The sequence below is a fragment of the Kitasatospora sp. NPDC091257 genome, from assembly GCF_044757675.1.
GTDB classification, from domain to species: Bacteria; Actinomycetota; Actinomycetes; order Streptomycetales; family Streptomycetaceae; genus Kitasatospora; species Kitasatospora lactacystinica.
Window position 1 is genome coordinate 1 of record NZ_JBIVVI010000753.1, and the last position, 4,538, is coordinate 4,538.

The following is a 4,538-nucleotide window of genomic DNA, read 5'->3' on the forward strand; positions in this document are numbered from 1 at the left end:
GTCGTGGTAGCGCCCGCCCCCTGCCTGATTCCGTGTACTCCGACGATCTGCAGCGCGCTCATGCGTGCCCCCTGGTTCGCTGCCTAAAGCGGCCTGTAGACGGCTGATCGTAGCCAGCCGCCTGGCAGCCGGTACAAGCCAGGCTAGGCTGACGTGGCCAGACAGGGGGAACAAGTTTGGGTGCGGAGGGGCTGGACGGCATCGTCCGAAGGCGGCTGGTTGTTGTCGCGGTCGACAGCTACGAAGACGGGCAGGAGGGCTTCACGGAGGCCGTCGCCGATCAGGTGGAGCGGATCACCGGGTGGCTGGCCGATCCCGCGCTCGGCGAGGACCGCCGGTTCGAGGTGGTGAGGGCGGAGCACTCACCCCGCTCGGTGGACGATCTGCGCGCCTTCCTGCACGGCCAGAAGCTGGCAGCTGCCAGCTACAAGGAAGCGGTGGTGGTGTACATCACCGGCCACGGGCTACGCCGTAATTCCCCTCGCCACTACCTCATGCTTCCGGCTACGGAGGAGGAACGCCTGCTGGCGACCGCGTTCCCGACGAGCGAGCTCGTCACCGCAGTCCTGGACAGCCAGTCGGAGCACGTCCTGGTGCTCGTCGACTCATGCCACTCCGGCACGCTCCACGCCGAACTCACAGCCCTGTTCCAGGACCTGTCCGACGAACGCCACAGCCACAAAGGAGCCGCCGTCGTCACTGCCGGCCACCACTTTGAGCAGCCCCTGGTCGGTTCCTTCACCCGGCGCATCGCTCTGGCCTGCGAACGGATGCGGGACGAGGCCGCCGGCTACACCGGCTCCCACCTGTCGTTCGCGGAATGGGAGCAACTCCTCCACCAGGTAGGCCTGGACGAGGACGGTGCGGACAAGGAGCTGGTGAGTGCGATGTGGGTCGTGCCGTATTCACGCGGCAGTGCCCCGAGCGCGTGCCTGCCCAATCCGCGTTTCCGCCCGGTGGAGAGCGTGGCAGGCCCCGCGCTGCGTCAGCTCGCCCTCGGTTCCGGCCCGCTTGAGGAGTTCTGGCTGGAGCGGGCTTCGGGGCGGACCGGAGCGGACGATCCTGGCTGGTACTTCAGCGGGCGGGCTGAGCCGGTGGCGCGCATGGTCGCCTTTGTCCACAATGGCACGGGGGTCCTTGTGGTCACCGGTGCTGCCGGGTCCGGGAAGTCGGCCCTCCTTGCGCGCCTGGTAACCCTGGCGGACGCCGGGTTCGCAGCCGACCAGGAATATGCGGCCGTGGTGGCGGGCATCCCTGACGAACTGCGGCCGGAACCCGGGGCGGTCGACGTCGCCGTCCTGGCCCGGAACAAGTCGTCCCGGGTGGTCGTGGAAGAGCTGCTAGCCGTGCTCGGCGGCGCTCCGAGCAACGGCGAGCTGCCGCTGCAGAGCCTGCTCGGCCTCCTGGCTGCCAGGGCATCCGGCACTGCCGGCCCCGTCAATGTGGTCATCGACGCACTGGATGAGGCCGAGGATCCGCTGGCCTGCGTCGGCGATGTCCTCATCCCGCTGTCCCGGCTCACCGCTGGCAGCAAGGGGCAGGCCGTCCGGCTCGTGGTCGGTGTCCGCAGCTCGCCCTCGAGCAGGGAGTACGCATCGGGGACGGCCCTGAGGGACGAACGGGCGGACCAGCTGCTGCAGCGGCTGGCCGGCGCTCTCCGTACAGAGGACGTCGCTTTGCAGATCCTGCGCACCGACGGGCCCGACTGCACGAGTGACATCGCCGCCTACACCGCTGCGCTGCTGAGTGCCCCGCAGACCAGCCCGTACCACGGCGAGCCGGAAGCTGCGGACGCAGCGGCGCTCCACATCGCTGAAGCGGTCGCGCCCTCCTTCCTCGATGCCCGGATCGCTGCCGAGCAGCTGCGGACGGCCGATGGCTGCCAGGACCTGGAGGAGACCGGATGGCTCAAGCGCCTCGCAGACGGCACTACCGGGCTCCTGCGCGAGGACATCCGGGTGGTGGCCTCCGCCACGGGAGTAGACAGCAGCCTTCTGGTCGCCGTGCTGCGCGCGACTGCGTTCGCCCCGGGGGCCGGGGTGCCGTGGGCCGAGGTCTGGCCCGCAGTCACCGTCGCGCTGGCCTCGGAGGCGTACGGTGCCGGTTCCACGGATGTCGAGGCGGCCGACCACGCCATCCGTGTCCTCCGCTCCGGCCGTCTCACCGGGTACCTCGCCAGCGCTGAGGAGGACGGCCGTACTGTCTACCGGCCTGTCCACCAGCGGCTGACCGACCTCCTGCTGACCGGGTGCACCCGCCTGCTGGAGCCGACAGCTGCGGCTGTTGGCGGGGAGCACCGGGACGATGCGCAGGCGCTGACGGCTGCCCAGGCTGCGGTCTGCCGCGCGCTAGCGGAGCTGGTGGAACGGGCTCTGCCCCACCTCGCTCATCCGTACGTGCGCAGGTACCTCCTGCACCATGCGAACGCTGGCGGCGTTCTGACCGACTCCGAGGTGCCAGTGGAGCTCCTTGCCCAGGAGTCCTCCGGGACGCTGCGCGCCCGCCTCGCCCTGCCCCTTCCAGCCGGGGACCCCGGCCGACGGAACCTGACGGCAGCGGCGCTGATCGAGCCGTTCGCCGGTGCGGCTACGGACTACGCCTCACGCCTGGGCAGTATTGCCTTCCACCGTGCTGTACGGGGCCCGGGCGGGCAGGCCGGCATTCAGCCCGATGCCCTGGTTCCGCTGCCGGTGAGGCTGTTGTGGGGGCAGTGGGCAGCCCGTGTCAACGTGCTGGCGCCTGCACCGGGGCGAACCAGGGCTATGTGCGTGGTGCCGATGTCGGACGGGCGCCAACTGACTGCTCTGGCAGCCGATGCCGGCGGTGTCGTCGTCTGGGATGCCAGAACGGGTCGGCCTGTCGCAGACCTGGCCACGGGGGTGGTACACCGCCTTTGCACGATCGAGGCCACAGGCGGGCGCACCTTCCTCGTGACATCGGGGCGGTCTGACAGCGGCCACTACGAGGTTCGGATCTACGACCCGGTATCCGGGCAGCCCATCGCCTGGACGCCGGTCCCGCGGACCTATGATGTCCACGTCCTGGCGGACGGCCCGGCTCTGTGGAAACTGCTCGTCCTGACCAGCAGGGGCGCCTTCCTGTGGAGGCCGCGGGCAAACAAGCTGTTCGAGGCCCCCGGCTTCCCAGATGAGATCAGCCAGAGGTACGGGCAGATCCAGGAGCCCTCCCGCGAACAGCCGTCACTGACAGCAGTGGTCCGCTCGGAGGACGGGAAGGCCGTGGCCGCTGTCTGCTGCGAGGACGGGATCCGATTGTGGGATCCTGCGTCAGGAACGACGATGAGCGCCTCCTTCGGAGGCGGCCAGGTCTCCGGCTTGGTGGGCGTCACCCGGCCTGACGGTGACGACCTCCTGATCGCTGAGTCCCCCAATCCCCTGGTGCCCCTACGGGTGTGGAATCCCTTCACGTTCGAGCAGGTGGCGTTCAGCAAGGAAGGCGGCAGCAAGGCAGTTGCGGGTGCCCGCGGGACGGCGTTCGCCTATGTCGCGCGCAACCGCATCGTGCTGCAGAGTCTCAGCGGGGGCACGGTCAGCACGTTCGACACGGACACCTCCTCCATAAGCGCCCTCGCGGTTGCCGAAGACCCGGCAGGGCCGCGAGTGATGTCAGCTGGCGCGGAGGGCATCCGGGTCTGGGATCCCCGGCTCGTCGGGCCGCTCTACGGGGACAGGCTGGAGGAGTCGGTGTACCGGGGCCCCTCGCTGGACAGACGCCGGCGAAGTGCGCCCACGTGGTCCGTGTGCAGGTCCTTCTTGCCCGCTGCAGGTCAGGCCCCCGGAGGTGACGTCCTCGTCCTCGCGACCCGGAGCGGACTCGACATCCACAGCGCATCGACGGGCCTCCTGCTCAAGCGGATCGGGACTGGCCTTGTCGGCCAGGTCATGCCGCTCGCCCGGGAGGGGGCGCGGGTGGCTGTCAGCGGTCCCAATGACGACCTGTCGGTCTGGGACCTCGTGTCGGGACAGATGGTGATGACGAGCCGGAAGGAGCTGTCCAAGTCCTCTCTCTCCTCTTGCATCGCCCAGACAGCGGACGGACTGCCGATGTCGGTCTCCCTGGTCGCCGCTGGCAGCGGAGCAGACCTCACCACGGTCGTCCTAGAGCACGGGAACAGGCAGCCCGTCTCCAGGACGTTCCCGCTCGATGCCGACATGAGCGGATCGGAGGTCTGCCTCCTGGGTGCGCTGTCCCCCTCCCCGTCCGGCGTTGTCGCTGTCGTGGCAGGCGTGGGCCCGGAGACCGTGCTCATCGATGCGGCGTCGGGGCGGCGTGCTGGCGCACTGCCCGGCTGGAACCACCTGGGCGGTCGCGGCAGCGTCCTCTGCACTCTGCCCGGCGATAGCGGCCCTCTGCTGGCGATGTCCAACGGCACGGATATCGGTGTCTGGGATGTTCCCGCCCTTACGCAGGTCACCGTATGGAAGGCCCCGGACACCTTCGCCATGGCGGGCCTGCCCCTCCCCGGCGGCCGGACGCTGCTCGTCTCAGGCGGCGCCAGCGGTGTGGGGATCTGGGAC

1 protein-coding gene is annotated in these 4,538 nt (G+C 69.7%); it reads left to right on the plus strand.

The genetic code is table 11. The features are described 5' to 3' along the window. Positions 1-176 precede the first annotated feature (176 nt). On the plus strand, positions 177-4,538 hold a 4,362-nt coding region (locus ACIQOV_RS28825; protein ID WP_401053430.1), incomplete at its 3' end, for a hypothetical protein.